This is a genomic window from Asaia platycodi JCM 25414, assembly GCF_000614545.1.
GTDB lineage: Bacteria > Pseudomonadota > Alphaproteobacteria > Acetobacterales > Acetobacteraceae > Asaia > Asaia platycodi.
This window is the reverse complement of sequence record NZ_BAKW01000012.1, coordinates 36500-51698: the sequence shown is the minus strand read 5'-3', so window position 1 is coordinate 51698 and position 15199 is coordinate 36500. Positions and strand designations below refer to the sequence as shown.

Genomic DNA, 15199 nt, shown 5'->3' with positions numbered 1-15199 from the left:
ATTTTAGGTCTTTTTTACTAAAGAGCGTAGCCGCTCGAAAAGACGTCCCGACTGTTTCTTTTCCTGTCTCGGGTTTTGCGCGCCCTGCGGCGCAATTTCGGACGGATTTTGATGTAGGAAGGCCCATGATTCCGAGATCATATCGGCGGATGTCGTTTCGGGCGCAGGAGGCAGCGTGTTGCCGGTGTCGATTTCGACCAGAAGGGAAGACGCGCTGCCAAGGCCGTAATCGCGCGCTTCGAAAGCCTGTGCGTCGGCGATGGTCGCGACATGATGGGGGTTGCTGAGATACCAGCCCAGAATCATGGCTGGCAGCATACCTGCCATGTTCTCGTCGCTGACGAGCAGATTGGTCTTGGGACAATAAAAGCTGGGCGATTTGTCGAGCTGTCTCTCCCACCAGGACAGGTAGAAGCTGCAGTCTGCCTCGGGATCGTAGAAACGATGCACAAGCTGATGCTCGATGACGAACGAGATCTGCGATCGTAAGGGGCGATCGCTAAGGGGGGAGAGAACCACCAGGGATTCCGGCCCGATCCGGGTGCCGAGCAGGCGCCGGATCTGACGAGACGAAAGAGTTCTCTCGCCAAGCGTTGCGATTTCCTGATCCTGCTCGGCCAGAGAGGTCTGGATCTGACGCATATCGGTCAGAACGCGGACGCACCATGCCGCAGCAAGCTGTGTGGCCAGAAAGAGAGGCACCCGTGGTGCGTCTTGAAGCGCGGTGGGCGTGGCACTCAGCGAATGTCGCGCCAACTCGTCGAACCATGGGGCAACGGCGGAAAGAATCTGCTGGGGGTGCAGACGCTGCACGACTTCGATATGCGAGCCGCAATAATGATTTTCGCCATCGAGATACCAGACGGCCTGACGCCCGCTCATGGCGTCGCTCAGGGTCAGGCACCTGATATCGTCATCCAGAGCGACGATCTCCTGTGGAATCCATTGATCGTACAGGGCGGTCAGCGCCTCCCCGTCGACGCGAATGCCACGCAGCAGATCGTCAACCGCGCTCACCGCGCAATCTCGTTGCGGTCAAAGCGAAACCCGACATTGCAGAACTCGCAATTCATGGTGATCTGCCTTCCTCGGCCATATGGTCGAGATCGTCTTCCGGAAAGGTCGAGAGCACGCTTGCGAGTCTGGCGCGATTGCAACGACAGCCAAGGCTCACCACACGGGGGCGGTCGACCAGAACGTCCTGCGTGCCGAAGAGACGCTCGACCAGCGTCGTGGCGCTCAGTGTCGGGTCGAAAAGTTCGGAGGCTTTCAGGGTGTTGCCCAGTATACAGGCCGTTTCCCACGCATCCGCATCGCTGTCCGGCCCGGAGCCGATTCCGCCTTCTGCCGCGATCTTTTCCAGCATCAGAGCGCCCGCCTGCCAGCCTCATCGGCCTTTTCGCAATAGAGGCGCATCCAGCACTCGTGCTGTTCGCTGGTGGTGAAATAATGCATGGCCATTTCGGCCAGGGTTTCACCTTCCAGCGCCACGATGCCCTGATGGCGTTCTGTATGCGCGCCCTGATCGATGGTGAAGGCGAAATAGCCATCACCGAGCAGGGTTTTGGCCGAGGCATTATCGGGTGTGTTGTCGGAGCGAAGATAGAAGCGCAATTCGCCAGCATCGGTGCAATCGGCCACGAGCATGGAGACCGGACCATCGCCCTTGATCTGGAGGGAAAACGAGCCCTTGAATTTCAGGCCTGCGCTCAGCCCGGCGACGAGAGACAGAGCCTGGCCAGCCAGTTGCCGCCCGCAATCGGGAATATCATGGCGCGTCAACATGATATCGGCGAGCTTGCCCAGTCTCACCAGACGGCCGCGTACCGGGCGGTTTGCCAGATGAAAAGGCGTGATTCCGTGCGAGATCACAAGATCGGGCACGGTCTCGGGGCGCTGGGTATCCAGAAAGGCGGGTGTTTCGATCATTGCAGTCTTGTCTGATGCTTTCCAGGGTCAGTAACGCGGCAAAGGGTGCCTGCGCTCAACCGGGCTTGCCGAAAGAGCGCCAGTCTTCACCGCCCAGAACCCAGAGCAGGAGACCTTTCTGGGCATGAAGGCGGTTTTCCGCTTCGTCGAACACGACCGAAGCGGCGCTTTCGAACACCTCTTCGGTCACTTCCTCACCGATATGGGCGGGCAGGCAGTGCATGAACAGGGCCTTGGGGGCTGCTTTCTGCATAAGGGCGGTATTCACCTGGAAAGGGCGCAGCGTGCTGAGCCGTGCCGCTGATTCCTCGTCTGACATGCTGGTCCAGGTATCGGTCACGATACACCCTGCGTTGCGTACCGCTTCGACGGGATCATGAACAAGCCGGATCTTGCCGCCCTCGGCCTGTGCCCAGTCGAGCACCTCCTGTCGTGGCTTCATCGTTTCGGGGGTCGCGAGAGTGAGCGAGAACCCGAAACGCACAGCGCCTTCGATAAGAGACGCGGCGACGTTGTTGCCATCGCCGATCCAGGCCCAGTGCGCGCCGGCAACCGGGCCGCGATGCTCTTCATAGGTCATGATATCGGCCAGGATCTGCACCGGATGGGAGTTCGGTGTCAGCCCGTTTACTACCGGTATGCTGCTCCAGCGCACGAGTTCGCCCAGCATGTCGGTCTCGCCCGTGCGTACGACCAGTACGTCGAGGAAACGTGACAATACGCGCGCGGTATCGGCCAGGCTTTCGCCGCGACCGATCTGCATATCCGACGGCGAGAGCACAGACACGTCACCGCCGAGCTGGCGCATACCCACCTCGAAAGAAAGGCGCGTGCGTGTCGAGGGCTTCGACAGCATCAATCCGAGTGTGCGCCCGGCCAGAGGATGGGCCAAGTGCATCGGGACGCGCCGATTATCCTGCATGGTCTTCACGGCACGACCGACATCAATGATGTCGCGCAGCGTTGCGGAATCCAGATCGCGCAGATCGAGAAAATGCCGGATTTCTGCCGTAGAAGAAGAGCGGGTCTGAATGGTCATGCGTGGCTCTCCGTCGGGCTTTCTGTCTTGTTTTTCTGGTGTTCTGCGGCCTCAAGGGCCTGGGCGGCGCGTGAGAGAATGGCGCACGCCTCGCGGCACTCTTCTGGGGTCACGATCAGCGGGGGCAGAAGGCGGAGTACGTTTTCGCCAGCCGTGACGGTCAGCAGACCTTCAGCCGTGACTTGAGCCTGCACCTGCGTCACTGGCAGGCGACATTTCAGACCCCACATCAGGCCGCGCCCGCGGGCGAGTTCGAACACCGTCGGATGCTTGTGCACGAGGGCGTCGAGCGTCTCACCGAGAACGGCGCCTGTGTGTTCGACCTCAGACAGAAAGCCATCGGCAAGAATGACGTCGAGCACGGCATTCCCTGCGGCGCAGGCAAGTGGATTGCCCCCGAAGGTGGTGCCGTGAGACCCAGCCCCCATCGAGGCAGCGACTTCCTCATTGGCGAGGATGGCCCCCATCGGGAAACCGCCCGCAATGCCCTTGGCGACTGAAATGACGTCGGGGGTTATGCCATACCATTCATGAGCAAACAGCTTGCCCGTGCGACCCATACCCGTTTGCACTTCGTCGAGGGCGAGGACCAGTCCGAATTCATCGCAGACCTGACGCAATCCGGTCATGAATTGCGGGTCAGCCTGCTTGATGCCGGTCTCGCCCTGAATGGGTTCTAGCATGATGCCTGCGGTCTGAGGCGTTATGGCGGCGCGCAAAGCGTTCATGTTGTTGAACGGCACATGATCGAAGCCCTCGACCGGCGCACCGAAGCCTTCGAGATAGGCCGGGTTGCCGGTGGCAGCGATCATGGCCAGCGTGCGGCCATGAAAGGCGCCCGTGCAGCAGATGATTCGCGTGCGCTCGGGATGACCGCGACCCGACTGGGTCTTGCGGATCATCTTGACCATGCCCTCATTCGCTTCAGCGCCGGAATTGCAGAAGAACACGCTATCGGCAAAGGAATGCGCGACGAGCCGGTCCGCGAGCTTCTCGGCTTGAGGAATGCGATACAGGTTGGAGACATGCATCACACGGGCGGCCTGATCGGCAATCGCCTTGACCAGACCTTCATGACCATGGCCCAGAGACGAGACGGCGATACCCGCCCCGAAATCCAGAAATCGTCGCCCGTCAGCCGTGTACAAGCAAGCGCCCTGACCATGCTCGAAAGCAAGGTCGACTCGTTTGAATGTTGGCATCAGAGCGGAAATCATGGCGATGTGAGAGCCCGGTTGAAATTGATGGGAAAGCGCAACGGCAAGAACCCCGCACCTGAAAACTCAGGGCAGGCACAGGCTGCTGCTTTGCATGATGAGGGTATTGCCCCCCATCCGTCAAATTCAGTCTTGGCAGCGCCGGTAAAACAGATCGCGTGCCAGCCAGCATCCGACGCGCACGCCCGTCAGTTTGCCAGTTTCGTCACGCTGAAAAGCGAGGGTCCAGTAGCCGGGCGGTGAGTGATCGAGTGCCCTGAGGCAGGGGATCAGCCAGACATCGTCGCCCAGTGGCTGGAGGCGCTCCATTCGCCCCTGGCCTAGCATCCCCGCAAACCCGCCATAAACCGCGCCCTCCGCCCCTTCGAGCGTGAGCATGCTATCGAGCTCCGTGCAGTGATAACGACCTGTCAGGCCGTCATGCCTGATGCGCTCGGCGAGGCAGCTCAGTGCGACAATACGGTTTTCCTGAGGGCGCGCCATTGTCAGCCCTTCATCTGACAGGCTCAGCCGCGTGGCCTCGCGTCCGGCACCGTTCTGTGTCCAGAAATCGAGCGTCTCGGGTGGGTAGGCGTAGCGTAAGGAGAGTTTCGTGCCTGACGCGCCGGGTGTGACCGATGCCGAGAGCCCGGTCTCCTTGTCGAGATAATGCCCCAGAACCGCTCGGTTGCCGGGGTTTTCTTCCTGTCTGACCGGCGCGATGTCGAGCGCGGCGGCGGCAAGGTGAGCTGCTGCCGAATGGGCCTCGGACATGTGATTGAACATCACGATGACTGACAGACGCTCCTTTGCCAGATGCAGCCTGTGGCTGCGCCAGCCGCGCAGGGCACCTCCGTGACCTGTCATGGCACGTCCGAAAAGCGTGCCGCGTTGCAGCCCATGGCCATAACGGGCCGGGGTGCCGTCTCGGAAGGTCACCGGGGCGGAGAGGCGATTGTAAAACCCTTGCGGGTCGTCGCGCTGGGTATCGATTGCCAGCTCCCAGGCGATCATGTCGTCCAGGCTGGCACCGAGCCCGGCATCGCCAGTCCAGAAGATATGATTGACCGCAGCGCGATAGCCGGTCGCCTCACTCCCTTCATATCCCTGCGTGCCGTCGGGCATGGCCTGCGTATCGGCAGCGAGAAAGGCGGTGTTCATGCCGTGGCGTTCAAACAGCTTCGTTCTCAGCAACTCGGCGAAGCTCCGACCCGAAAGCGCCTCAAGGGCTTCGGAAATCAGGAAGAAATTCTGGTTGACGTACGAGTAGCTGTGCCGGGACGAAAATGCAGGCTGCGCGTGCCAGAGATCACACGATGGGCCTCTGTGGCGCCAAAGCCCGATTCGGTGGGGGCGCCGTGCAGCATGGCCACCGCCCAGTAATCGCGCAGTCCTGACTGGTTATGAGCCAGATCCATGATGCCGGGGGGCGCCTCTTCCAGCTTTGGCAGATAGCTGGCAATGGCGGCATCAAAGGGGGCCTTGTCCGCAAACTCACTGAGCAGCGCACAGGTGAACTGTTTTGTGATCGAGCATAGTCGAAACAGTGTCTGCGGTGTGAAGGGCAGGCGGGTCTCGGCATTCGCGAAGCCCCAGCAATGGCGGCCAATCACCCTTCCATCCTTGATGACCGCAGCAGCGCCACCCGGCCCCGGATAGGTCGAGGGGAGGGCCGCGAGCGCGCGTTCGAGTGATGAAAGGGTCATGACGGGGCTCCGGCGGTTTTCACCATGTTGCTGCCATGAAGTTATGGCACAGTGTAACCATGTCAGCGATTCCGGATCTGCCTCCTCCGCCGACAGCGGCAAACCTGCGTGAGACGGCCCTGCGCCATCTCGCGCGCTTCGCTGCGACCGAGCAGGGCCTGGCCCAGGTGCTGGAACGCGCCGTCATGCGATGGGCACGCAAGGCAGGCGCACAGGGCGGCGAGAATGACCAGATAGAGACTCAGGCCAAAGCGAGCCGGGGAGCTATTGCCGGGATTGTCGCCGATATGCGCCAGCTCGGTGCGCTCGACGACGCTGCTTTTGCCCGGTCCCGGTCGCTCAGTCTGACGCGTTCAGGGCGGTCGCGTCGGGCGGTGGCTGCCAGCCTGACACAGAAGGGTATTGGCGCCGAGGTCCTGGGCGAAGCACTCGAAGAGGCGCTCGGCCACCGGCATGATGACAGCGCTCATGAGCGCGAATTGGGGGCGGCGCTCGTACTCGCCCGAAAACGTCGGCTCGGTCCGTTCAGGAGAGGCGATGAAGAAGAGGCTGAGGGAGAGGCGCCCGAGCGCCATCAGCGCGCTCTTGCTGTGTTTGCCCGTGCGGGGTTCGGCCGTGATGTGGCCGAACGGGCATTGGGTCTGGATCTGATGGAAGCGGAGGATCGCGTCATGGCGCTGAAATCGTCATGAAGAAAATGGTGCTTGGATTCAGTTTCTGCCTGAGCCTTGCCGCCTGCGGCGGCGGGCCGAGGGAGTACAGCCGCGCCAGCTTCAATGGCCCGCTGCAATGTGCGCCCTATGCACGCGCCAAGACCGGGGTCGCGCTTTACGGGGCGGCCGCCTCCTGGTGGCGCGGAGCTTCTGGCAAATACAGGCGCACCCAGAGCCCGGCACAGGGCGAGATCCTGGTTTTTCGGTCGACCGGGCGCCTGCCATCAGGCCATGTCTCGGTGGTGCGGAGCACTGTCTCGTCGCGCAAGATTCTTGTCGAACATGCCAATTGGGAGCCGGGTCGGATCGACCGGTCCGTGCCTGTTATCGACGTCTCGCGCGATAATGACTGGTCTCTGGTGCGGGTTTACTGGGCACCAATCAAAAATCTCGGCTCACGGGCCTATCCGACCTATGGCTTTATCGTTCCGCGTGACCTCGATAATATTGCGCGCTTGCAAGAGACGCCCGATCACGCCATGTGAGAAGCGAGAAAAAAAGACGGCTGTTCGGTACCGTCATACGAGGAGAGAGATTATGGGTAGCATGAGTCCCCTGCACTGGCTGATAGTGCTTGCCGTCGTACTCATCCTGTTTGGCGGTGGCAGCAAGATCAGTGGTCTGATGGGCGACTTCGCGAAGGGGATCAAGTCCTTCAAGAAGAACATGGCCGAAGACGAATCCATGGAGCCGAAGCACGATCAGCCTAACGGCCAGATCTCTCCGCCGCCCCAGGGTAATTTCCAGCAACCGCAATATACGCCCCCCGCTTCGGGCGGTAATGTGAACAACGTCAATCACTGAGCTTTCCATGACTCAGCTTTCGGACCGGCTCTGGCCGGATGCGGTGCAGGACGTGCTGCATGCTGGCCGCAGAATGGATCAACGAGGCTGGGTGCCAGCCACGGCAGGCAATCTCAGCCGTCGACTTGCCGATGGTCGCATCGCGATCACGCGTTCAGGGGGTCATAAGGGCTTTTTGACCGAGCAGGACGTCATGGAAATCGATCCTGAGGGTCGGCCGCTGGATTCCGGCCAGAAGGCCAGCGCTGAGACGCTGCTTCACACACAGCTTTATGCGTCCGATCCGACGATCGCGCCGTGCTGCACGGGCACTCAGTGGCAGCGACCGTGCTGTCGAGGGCAATTGAGACGCCTGTGCTCACGTTGGCAGGTTATGAATTGCTCAAGGTATTCGAGGGGCAATCGACCCACGATACCGCAATCGACGTGCCCTTTTTTGACAATGATCAGGATATCGCGCGTCTCGCGACGGTCGTGGCCCCGTCTCTCGGGAAAATGCCCGCCGGTTATGTGATCAGAGGGCATGGTGTTTATGTCTGGGGGCGGGATATGGCCATGGCGCTGGCCCGTCTGGAAGGGCTGGAATTCCTTCTGGCCTGCGAACTCGAAAGGCGGAAATTATGAGCCGACTAACGATCTATCGCGACGATACGCCCGAAAATCTCCTTCTCGACACAGAGGATGCGCGGGTCATTGCAGAGACCTTGCGCCCGCTTAATGTGCGGTTTGAGCGCTGGCAGTCCCCTGTGACGCCAGCCAAGGATGCCGCACCAGAGGTCATTCTGGAGGCGTATCGCCCCTATCTTGATGGGCTGATGGGCGAAACCGGAGCTGGTAGCGCCGATGTGGTGCGTTTTGACCGCAATACGCCGCAGATTGCCGCCATGCGTGAGAAATATCTCTCGGAGCACACTCATAGCGAAGATGAGGTACGCTTCTTCGTGCATGGTCAGGGGGCGTTCATCCTGCATGTCGAGGGCAAGGTCTATTCCGTGCTCTGCGTGCAGGGGGATCTGATTTCGGTTCCTGAGGGCACGCCGCACTGGTTCGATGCCGGGCTCGATCCCGATGTGGTCGCGCTGCGCGTCTTTACCGATACGACGGGCTGGGTTGCCGAATACACAGGCGATGAAATCGCCCGTCGCTTTCCTGTCGCCATTCCGGAACTCGCCGCATGAGCACCGTCCGCCTGATCCTTCTCGATATCGAAGGCACGACCCTGCCGATCTCTTTCGTCAAGGACGTGCTCTTTCCCTATTCCGACAAGGTAATGCCGGAACTGCTCCGCGAACAGGCGTGCAATCCTCTGGTCAAGGTGGCGCTGGCGGATATCGAGGCGGCCAATCCCGGTTGTGATCCGCTCGCCCAGCTTCATGACTGGACCGTTCGTGACGAAAAGGTCGCACCGCTCAAATCGCTGCAGGGCCTTGCCTGGAAAACGGGCTTTGAGTCAGGCGCCCTCAAGGCGCGCCTCTATCCCGATGTGCCACCGGCATTGAAAGCCTGGCACGAGGCAGGCTTGCGCCTTGCTGTCTATTCCTCCGGCTCGGCCAGCGCACAGCGCCTGCTTTACGGCTACTCCGATGCGGGCGATCTGACCGCGCTGTTCGAGGCGTTTTATGATCTCGATATCGGTGGCAAGAAAATCGCCGAGAGCTATCGTGAGATCGCCTCGCGTGCGGGTGTGGCGCCGGGCGAGATCCTCTTCCTTTCCGATATCGGCGCCGAACTCGACGCCGCAGCCGAGGCCGGGCTCAAGACCTGCCAGCTCATCCGTCCCGAAGACGGCACGACCGCTCATGAAGGCGTGCGTCAGGCGGCGGATTTCCAGAGTGTCAGCCAGCAATTCGAGCTGCCCGTCTCATGACCCTGCACGAGGACTGGGCGGCAATCCCGCAAGAGGCGCGCGGCGCCGCCGTAGCCCTCGGCAATTTCGATGGTGTGCATCTCGGGCATGTCCATCTCCTGAAATCGCTTCATGCGGCACGTCCCGACCTGCCTCTAGCGCGGTGACCTTCGAGCCGCATCCGCGCGAGTTCTTCCGCCCTCAGGACCCGCCGATCCGGTTGATGCTCCCCGCCATCCGGGCGCGTTTTCTGCATGAGCAGGGCGTGAAGCAGATCTTCCAGCTGCCTTTCGATGCGGATTTCAGTCATCTCTCGCCTGAACGTTTTGTTGAAGACGTGTTGCATCGCGCCCTCGGCGTGCAGCATGTGGCCTGCGGTCCCGATTTCGCTTTCGGGCACAGACGGGCAGGGAATATCGATTTTCTGGCGCACAGGCTCGAAGCCCTCGATATCGGCCTGACAGTCGTGCCGCCTCTTACCGATATCAGTGGGCCGTTTTCTTCCTCGCGCATCCGCCGGCTGCTTCAGGAAGGGTACCCCGAACGCGCGGCGGAGGAGCTTGGTCGTCCCTGGTTCATTACGGGCACCGTGGCTCACGGCGACAAGCGCGGGCGCCTGTTGGGTTTCCCCACCGCCAACATTCCGCTGGGCCGCCATGTCGAACCTGCCCGCGGTGTCTATGCCGTGACCGTGCGTCACCCGGACGGGCGCGTGACCCCCGGTGTTGCCAATATCGGACGCCGCCCGACGATTGATGACGGACAGGAAAGCCGTCTTGAAGCGCATCTGTTCGATGTCAATGAGGATCTCTACGGCCAGAATCTCGAAGTCAGTCTGCACAGGCTGTTACGGGAAGAGCGTCGCTTCAACGGGCTCGACGCCTTGAAGGCCCAGATTGCCGAGGACGCGTGCCAGGCCCGCGCCGCGCTCAGCCCTGCCGCCTGAACCTGTCTGCTGCAGGGGATCAATCACGTCACGCTCTGCGTGACGGATTTGTCGCGTGCACTCGGGTTTTATGAGGGTCTTCTTGGATGCCCTCTGAGGGCGCGCTGGGATCGCGGTGCTTACCTTGAGGCGGGGTCGCTCTGGCTTTGCCTCGAATGCGCGCCTGCGGATAGATGCCGACCACGACAGGATGACACCCATCTCGCCTTCGACGTCAGCGCCGATGCTTTTAAAACGCTTTCGTCGCGTCTTTTGGGGCAGGTGTCTCTGTGGAAGGTCAATAAAAGCGAAGGCGACTCGCTTTATTTTCTCGATCCTGACGGCCATAAGCTCGAAATCCATGTTGGCTCGCTGGCAACGCGCCTGGCCCATTGGCGCAGCCATCCTTCCGCCAACCTTCCCGATCTGAAAATGCCGCCCGATGGGCCGTGACATGATCTTGCCTTGAATGTGAAGTTTTGTTGTTTGCTCTCACTTTTGTAATGTTATAGATTACCCTTGGTTAATAATTCCACGGAGGGTGTCATGTTTGGCGCGATGCAAATGTATCAGATGCAGGCGATGGAACAGCATATCGCCCAAAAGGAAATGCGCCGCAAAGAGAGCGTTTCGCGTCTCGTCAGGCTGAAAGCCTTTCTGCGTCAGGATTTCATGACGCTCGGCCAGCAAATCGACGACACTTTTGAGAGTGTTTGCGGTCCGTCCAGCTATTCAGGTTCTCACAGGAGCACATTCTGAAGAGCAAAGGGCGATCTGTGCCACTTCCGCTCTGTCCAGAGCTATCGGTGCGCGCGCGTGCAGAGGGTGTGTCTGGAAGATACCGTTTTTTGCTCGAGTTTTCGCGTTAAGCTATCACGGAGTGGGGCTGGGTTTCGGCGCTTTGTGAAGTCGTTCCTGATGGGCACTCTTGACCCCGAAGCCCGCATCTTCGCATAACTCGCGGTTCCCTGACTCCGTCGAATGATCGAAGATGCCTGATTCCAAAAGCCCCGATCCTCAGGACCGTTATCGCGACACGGTCTTCCTTCCCCGTACCAGCTTTCCCATGCGTGGCAATCTGCCGACGCGTGAACCCGAAATTCTGGCGCGTTGGGAGTCGATGGGGCTCGATCAGAGCATTATCGAGGCGGGCAAAGGCAAGCCTGTCTTCACCCTGCATGACGGCCCGCCTTATGCGAACGGCCATCTGCATATCGGTCACGCCCTGAACAAGATCAACAAGGACGTGGTCAACCGCGCCCAGCGCATGAATGGCGCCCGTGTGCGCTACGTGCCGGGATGGGATTGCCACGGCCTGCCGATCGAATGGCGTGTGGAAGAGGAATATCGCAAGGCGGGCAAGAACAAGGATGACGTGCCTGTTCTGCAATTCCGCGCCGAATGTCGCGAGTATGCGCGTCGCTGGCTCGACATCCAGTCTAAGGAATTTAAGCGTCTGGGTGTGCAGGGCGAGTGGAAGAACCGCTATGCCACCATGGATTTCAGCTCGGAATCAGCCATCGTAGGCGAGATCGGCAAGTTCCTGCTCAACGGTTCCCTTTATCGTGGGCTGCGCCCGGTCATGTGGAGCCCGGTCGAAAAGACGGCCCTCGCCGAGGCCGAGATCGAATATCACGACATCACCTCGACCACGATCCATGTCGCCTTTCCGATCGAGGTCGACCCGACCCCCGGTCAGGCCCTTCAGGGGGCTTCCGCGGTCATCTGGACGACTACGCCCTGGACCATTCCGGCTAACCGCGCCATCGCCTATGGCCCCGAGATCGCCTATGCCGTGATCCGCGCCGATCTTATGGAAGAGAACAGCCTCGTCGCCCCCGGCTCGCGCTTTCTGATTGCCGAAGAGCGTCTGGCCGATTTCTGCAAGCAGGCGGGCATTCAGGAACATCATGTTCTTTACACCCTTCCGGGTGAGGCGCTTGAGGGTACGCTCTGCGCCCATCCGCTGCGCGGTTGCGGCTATGAGTTCGACGTTCCCATGCTGCCGGGCGATTTCGTCACGACCGATGCGGGCACGGGGCTGGTGCATATGGCCCCGGCTCATGGTCAGGACGACTTCCTGCTGACGCGCCAATACGGCATTGAAGTGCCTGAACTTGTGCAGGATGATGGCACCTACGCGCCATGGGTGCCGCATTTTGCCGGTATCCATGTGTTCAAGGCGGCCGATCCGGTCTGCGCGGCGCTGGCCGAAGCGACACAGCGCTGGGCGTCCAATGGCGATGCTGCGGCGGGCCTCGTGGCGCGCTCGAGCATCGTGCATTCCTATCCGCATTCCTGGCGCTCGCGTAAGCCGATCATCTTCCGTGCCACGCCGCAATGGTTCATCCGCATGGATGGCGATCAGGCCCTGCGTCGCAAGGCGCTCGATGCGCTGGCCGATGTCACCTTCGTACCCGAAGCCGCACGTAACCGCCTGACCTCCATGATCGAACAGCGTCCCGATTGGTGCATCAGCCGCCAGCGTGCCTGGGGCGTGCCGATTGCGGTCTTCGTCGAGAAGAGCACGGGTGAGGTGCTGCGCGATGCAGCGGTGATGCAGCGCATTGTCGAGGCGATGGCCGAACATGGCGCCGATATCTGGTACAGCGCCGATCCGGCGGTTTTTCTCGGTGAAGGACGCGACCCGGCGCACTATGAGCAGGTTTTCGACATCGTCGATGTGTGGTTCGAGAGTGGCTCGACCCATAGCTTCGTGCTCGGTGAAGACGGGCTGAATTTCCCGGCCGATCTGTATCTCGAAGGCTCAGACCAGCATCGCGGCTGGTTCCAGTCATCGTTGCTTGAAAGCGTCGGCACGCGCGGCGTGGCGCCGATGAAGGCCATTGTTACCAATGGCTTTGTGCTCGATGAGCAGGGCCGCAAGATGTCGAAATCGCTGGGCAATGTGATTGCGCCCAAGGAAGTGACCGACAAGCTTGGCGCCGACATTCTGCGTCTCTGGGTCGTCAATTCCGACAGCAATGAAGATCTGCGTATCGGCAATGAAATCCTGAAGCAGCAGGGCGAGCTTTATCGCCGCCTGCGCAATACGCTGCGCTGGCTGCTTGGCGCGCTCGACGGCTACACACCCGAAGAAGCCGTGCCTTACGAGCAGTTGCCGGAGCTGGAGCGTTACATCCTGCATCGTCTGACCGATCTGGGCGGGTTGCTGAAACAGGCCGTCCATACCCATCAATGGGTCGGCGTCTATCCGATGTTGCATGGGTTCTGTACGACCGATCTCTCGGCCTTCTATTTCGACGTACGCAAGGACGCGCTCTATTGCGACGCGCCGTCTTCGCTGCGTCGCCGCGCTGCGCGGACCGTGCTCGACATCCTGCATCGTGCGCTTGCCACATGGCTGGCGCCGGTTCTGGTGTTCTCGGCTGAAGAAGCGTGGACGGCCCGATTCGGTGAGGAAAGCTCTGTCCATCTCCAGCATTTCCTTGAGCCCGATCCGATCTGGCACGATGAAGCGCTCGGCGAGCGCTGGACTCAGATCCGCGCCCTGCGCCGTGTGATCACGACCGAACTTGAAGGCGCGCGCCGTGGCGGTGTCATCGGCTCGTCGCTCGAGGCGCGCCTTACCCTGCCGCTCACCGAGCAGGAGCAGGTCGCCTTTGGCGATGTGGACTGGGCCGAACTCGCCATTGTTTCCCAGGCCGATGTTCAGCTTCTGACCAATGTGCCGTCGCTCTATATCGATGATGGTTCCGACCCAGAGCGTGAGGGCGTGGTTGCAGCCCATCCTGGCCCGAGCGTTGCTGAAGCCGATGGCACGAAATGCCTGCGTTGCTGGCGTGTGCTCCCCGAGGTCGGCACCCATGCCGAGCATTTGGGCCTGTGCCTGAGATGCAGTGACGTGGTGTCGATGTGACGCGCGCCAGGCTCACTCTTTCCTTCGAACGCCCGGCGACACTGATCGCCGGTATTTTTGCTTTCGTGATCGTGCTCTGTGCCGATCAGGTAAGCAAATGGTGGATTCTCGATGTCTTCAACCTGCCTCTCAAAGGCAGTGTGGTTGTCATGCCGGGGCTGAATTTCACCATGGTGTGGAACCATGCGGTCACCTTCGGCATGCTGGGCGGTGTCGGGTCCTATGGTCCGTTGCTGTTCTGCACAGTAGCGCTGATCGCCGTTCTGGCCCTGCTCTGGCAGACGCTCACCACCTCGCGCATGGTGGTGGCCATTGCCTCCGCCGCGATTGCCGGTGGCGCCGTGGGCAATGTGATCGATCGTATGCGTTTCGGCGCCGTGGTCGATTTCATCCATGCCCATGCGTTTGGATGGAGCTGGTACGTATTCAATATCGCCGACTCTGCCATCGTGTGCGGTGTGATAGCCTGGGTAATCGAGTCGGTCTGGCTTGATCGGCGCGTTACCGGGTCGCGCAGCGATTAAGGCAAGAGTTCTTTACATTCTTCCTGGCCAGCAACTGCACCGCGTGATCATTGATCTCTTGTCGATGCCGAAACGCTCCATTAGGATTGAGACCGATATGGCTCAGCTCTCCTTCACGTCCGTCCTCCGCGTCCTGCCGGTTCTCGGCCTGACCGCGCTCCTTCCGGCCTGCTCCGGTTCCGATGTCTCGCGGGCCTTCGGCCTTGAGCGGTCGATGCCTGACGAATATACGGTCACCACGCGGGCACCGCTCTCGATGCCGCCATCGGAGCAGTTGAGCCTGCCCGGACAGGGCGAGCATACGGCGGACGAAAATCCCCGCACCCAGGCGCTCGAAACGCTATCACCGAATGCGGCACTGCACTCGACCACGGGCAGTAACAGCGCGGGCCAGCAGGCTCTTGTCGGCCAGGTCGAGCAGGCCTCCAGAGCGCCGAACAACGCCGAGCTGGGTGCTGCAGGTGCCGGTCTGACCGATGAGCTGATGTTCTGGCGGGGCGGCAACTCTGGCAGCGTCGTGGATAGCGAAGCTGAAAACCGACGCATCCAGCGCGCCTCGGCTCTGGGGCAGAACCCTTCGACCGGTGCTACGCCGACCAAGAAGTCAAAGAGTGCATTTCTCGGCGTCTTCTGATGC

15 protein-coding genes and 3 pseudogenes are annotated in these 15199 nt (G+C 60.8%); 12 read left to right on the top strand and 6 right to left on the bottom strand.

What is annotated here, in order from left to right:
• Nucleotides 1–3: 3 nt before the first annotated feature.
• The 6 genes and pseudogenes from JCM25414_RS10065 to JCM25414_RS26055 all read right to left on the bottom strand — a co-directional run bounded on the left by JCM25414_RS10065 (nucleotide 4) and on the right by JCM25414_RS26055 (nucleotide 5870).
• A complete protein-coding gene (locus JCM25414_RS10065) occupies nucleotides 4–1017 on the bottom strand; it encodes a hypothetical protein (RefSeq protein WP_035443134.1) in 1014 nt (337 codons plus the stop codon).
• Nucleotides 1014–1929: pseudogene (gene hslO, locus JCM25414_RS19125) on the bottom strand (Hsp33 family molecular chaperone HslO). Before hslO ends, JCM25414_RS10065 begins: the two are co-directional and overlap by 4 nt.
• A gap of 55 nt (nucleotides 1930–1984) precedes the next feature.
• Nucleotides 1985–2968: an ornithine carbamoyltransferase gene (gene argF / locus JCM25414_RS10055; RefSeq protein WP_025841557.1), complete on the bottom strand. Its 984-nt coding sequence runs from the start codon at nucleotides 2966–2968 to the stop codon at nucleotides 1985–1987.
• A complete protein-coding gene (locus tag JCM25414_RS10050; RefSeq protein ID WP_025841556.1) occupies nucleotides 2965–4185 on the bottom strand; it encodes an aspartate aminotransferase family protein in 1221 nt (406 codons plus the stop codon). The genes argF and JCM25414_RS10050 overlap by 4 nt, the downstream gene beginning before the upstream one ends.
• A gap of 126 nt (nucleotides 4186–4311) precedes the next feature.
• Nucleotides 4312–5406 carry a serine hydrolase gene (locus JCM25414_RS19120; RefSeq protein WP_277911317.1) on the bottom strand — a complete coding sequence of 365 codons (1095 nt, stop codon included), beginning with the start codon at nucleotides 5404–5406 and terminating at the stop codon, nucleotides 4312–4314.
• Nucleotides 5403–5870 carry a serine hydrolase gene (locus JCM25414_RS26055; RefSeq protein ID WP_277911316.1) on the bottom strand — a complete coding sequence of 156 codons (468 nt, stop codon included), beginning with the start codon at nucleotides 5868–5870 and terminating at the stop codon, nucleotides 5403–5405. Before JCM25414_RS26055 ends, JCM25414_RS19120 begins: the two co-directional genes overlap by 4 nt.
• Before the next feature lie 59 nt (nucleotides 5871–5929).
• Between JCM25414_RS26055 and JCM25414_RS10040 the strand changes: the two genes are divergently transcribed.
• From JCM25414_RS10040 to JCM25414_RS09985, 12 genes and pseudogenes are all read left to right on the top strand, one after another.
• Nucleotides 5930–6562 carry a regulatory protein RecX gene (locus JCM25414_RS10040; RefSeq protein ID WP_035443133.1) on the top strand — a complete coding sequence of 211 codons (633 nt, stop codon included), beginning with the start codon at nucleotides 5930–5932 and terminating at the stop codon, nucleotides 6560–6562.
• Nucleotides 6559–7068 (top strand): CHAP domain-containing protein, encoded by a 510-nt coding sequence (locus JCM25414_RS10035; protein WP_025841554.1) that lies wholly within the window; start codon nucleotides 6559–6561, stop codon nucleotides 7066–7068. Before JCM25414_RS10040 ends, JCM25414_RS10035 begins: the two co-directional genes overlap by 4 nt.
• Before the next feature lie 52 nt (nucleotides 7069–7120).
• Nucleotides 7121–7387 (top strand): twin-arginine translocase TatA/TatE family subunit, encoded by a 267-nt coding sequence (locus JCM25414_RS19115; RefSeq protein WP_025841553.1) that lies wholly within the window; start codon nucleotides 7121–7123, stop codon nucleotides 7385–7387.
• A 7-nt stretch (nucleotides 7388–7394) separates the two neighbouring features.
• A pseudogene (locus tag JCM25414_RS19110) lies at nucleotides 7395–8011 on the top strand (methylthioribulose 1-phosphate dehydratase).
• Nucleotides 8008–8565: a 1,2-dihydroxy-3-keto-5-methylthiopentene dioxygenase gene (locus tag JCM25414_RS10020; protein ID WP_025841552.1), complete on the top strand. Its 558-nt coding sequence runs from the start codon at nucleotides 8008–8010 to the stop codon at nucleotides 8563–8565. The pseudogene JCM25414_RS19110 and the gene JCM25414_RS10020 overlap by 4 nt, the downstream one beginning before the upstream one ends.
• Nucleotides 8562–9254, top strand: a complete 693-nt coding sequence (mtnC, locus tag JCM25414_RS10015) for an acireductone synthase (protein WP_025841551.1) — start codon at nucleotides 8562–8564, stop codon at nucleotides 9252–9254. Before JCM25414_RS10020 ends, mtnC begins: the two co-directional genes overlap by 4 nt.
• Nucleotides 9251–10179 (top strand): annotated as a pseudogene (locus JCM25414_RS19105) (bifunctional riboflavin kinase/FAD synthetase). Before mtnC ends, JCM25414_RS19105 begins: the two are co-directional and overlap by 4 nt.
• Nucleotides 10180–10185: 6 nt before the next feature.
• Entirely contained in the window at nucleotides 10186–10611 is a 426-nt protein-coding gene (locus tag JCM25414_RS10005) for a VOC family protein (protein ID WP_025841550.1), read from the top strand.
• Between the two features lie 93 nt (nucleotides 10612–10704).
• Entirely contained in the window at nucleotides 10705–10917 is a 213-nt protein-coding gene (locus tag JCM25414_RS10000) for a hypothetical protein (RefSeq protein WP_025841549.1), read from the top strand.
• 232 nt (nucleotides 10918–11149) lie between these two features.
• Nucleotides 11150–14038 carry an isoleucine--tRNA ligase gene (gene ileS / locus JCM25414_RS09995; RefSeq protein ID WP_025841548.1) on the top strand — a complete coding sequence of 963 codons (2889 nt, stop codon included), beginning with the start codon at nucleotides 11150–11152 and terminating at the stop codon, nucleotides 14036–14038.
• Complete coding sequence (lspA, locus tag JCM25414_RS09990; RefSeq protein WP_025841547.1) at nucleotides 14035–14562, top strand: signal peptidase II; 528 nt, start codon at nucleotides 14035–14037, stop codon at nucleotides 14560–14562. Before ileS ends, lspA begins: the two co-directional genes overlap by 4 nt.
• Nucleotides 14563–14659: 97 nt before the next feature.
• Nucleotides 14660–15196 (top strand): DUF3035 domain-containing protein, encoded by a 537-nt coding sequence (locus JCM25414_RS09985; protein WP_025841546.1) that lies wholly within the window; start codon nucleotides 14660–14662, stop codon nucleotides 15194–15196.
• The last annotated feature ends 3 nt before the right edge of the window (nucleotides 15197–15199 follow it).

Coding starts and splice junctions, on each gene's coding strand:
- argF (WP_025841557.1), bottom strand. CDS start 2,968: ATGACCATTCAGACCCGCTCTTCTTCTACGGCAGAAATCCGGCATTTT.
- JCM25414_RS10050 (WP_025841556.1), bottom strand. CDS start 4,185: ATGATTTCCGCTCTGATGCCAACATTCAAACGAGTCGACCTTGCTTTC.
- JCM25414_RS10020 (WP_025841552.1), top strand. CDS start 8,008: ATGAGCCGACTAACGATCTATCGCGACGATACGCCCGAAAATCTCCTT.
- JCM25414_RS09985 (WP_025841546.1), top strand. CDS start 14,660: ATGGCTCAGCTCTCCTTCACGTCCGTCCTCCGCGTCCTGCCGGTTCTC.
- JCM25414_RS26055 (WP_277911316.1), bottom strand. CDS start 5,870: ATGACCCTTTCATCACTCGAACGCGCGCTCGCGGCCCTCCCCTCGACC.
- JCM25414_RS19115 (WP_025841553.1), top strand. CDS start 7,121: ATGGGTAGCATGAGTCCCCTGCACTGGCTGATAGTGCTTGCCGTCGTA.
- ileS (WP_025841548.1), top strand. CDS start 11,150: ATGCCTGATTCCAAAAGCCCCGATCCTCAGGACCGTTATCGCGACACG.
- JCM25414_RS10035 (WP_025841554.1), top strand. CDS start 6,559: ATGAAGAAAATGGTGCTTGGATTCAGTTTCTGCCTGAGCCTTGCCGCC.
- JCM25414_RS10000 (WP_025841549.1), top strand. CDS start 10,705: ATGTTTGGCGCGATGCAAATGTATCAGATGCAGGCGATGGAACAGCAT.
- JCM25414_RS10040 (WP_035443133.1), top strand. CDS start 5,930: ATGTCAGCGATTCCGGATCTGCCTCCTCCGCCGACAGCGGCAAACCTG.
- mtnC (WP_025841551.1), top strand. CDS start 8,562: ATGAGCACCGTCCGCCTGATCCTTCTCGATATCGAAGGCACGACCCTG.